Origin of the sequence: Bartonella jaculi, assembly GCF_039543045.1 — a bacterium.
Lineage (GTDB): Bacteria > Pseudomonadota > Alphaproteobacteria > Rhizobiales > Rhizobiaceae > Bartonella > Bartonella jaculi.
Genome location: NZ_BAABIZ010000062.1, coordinates 1 through 904, shown reverse-complemented (window position 1 = coordinate 904; position 904 = coordinate 1). Strand labels below are relative to the sequence as shown.

The window sequence follows — 904 nt, the reverse complement described above, 5'->3', positions numbered from 1 at the left end:
TAAAGGCTTCCGCTACACTCGTATAGCTCCGCTCTTCAACATCACTACCATCTTCCTTAACGGTCTTAACCTTGAACTTAGGAGCAGTCCATTTGCCATCCTCATACTTAGCGCCACCACCGAAATACTCAGCAAACATCTTATTCATTGAATAAAGCTGTGAACCATTCACCGCATCCGTTGAACTTTCACTTACATCTCCATTTGCAAGTGACGTAATCTTGCTATTGGTTTTGCTATCTTCTTTCCCATGCGTCGCTACAAAGGCATTTGCCTCTTCACTCCACAACAAGGCATCACCTTGGACTTTTTCACTAACTTCCGTGATTTTCTTATCTATTTTATTCACTACATTCGTGAATGAACTCCCTACACCTGTAAAGGCAGACGCTACATCATGATACTCTTTATCTTCTGTCTCACCATCATCCTTAATGCCCTTAACCGTGAATGTAGGAGCGGTCCATTTGCCCTCACTATCATAGCCAGCATTCTTATCAAAATAATGAGCAATATCATTATTCAGAGAATAAAGCTGTGATCCATTCACCGCTTCCGTAGAGCTGGAACTAATCTCACCATTCGCAAGATATTTAATCTTGCTATTGGCTTTCTCATTATCTTTCCCATGCTGCGCTACAAAAACACCTTCTTCATCACTCCAAAGCAACGCATTCTGCTTAATGTTTTCTGTAACCTCGGTAGTATTTTTGTTAATCTCGTTGTGAATGTTCTTGAAAGAACTTCCTACGCCCTCAAAGGCTGCTGCTACACTCGCATAGCTCTGCTCTTCAACATCACCACCATCTTCCTTAATGGTCTTAACCGTGAATGTAGGAGCCGTCCAAGTGCCATTCTCATAGCTCGTCTTACCACCTAAAGACTTCGCAATTTCATCACCTAG

Annotated in this window: 1 pseudogene; it reads right to left on the bottom strand. The window is 42.1% G+C overall.

What is annotated here, in order from left to right:
• A pseudogene (locus ABD915_RS09045) lies at positions 1-904 on the bottom strand (Vomp family autotransporter); the annotation flags it as partial.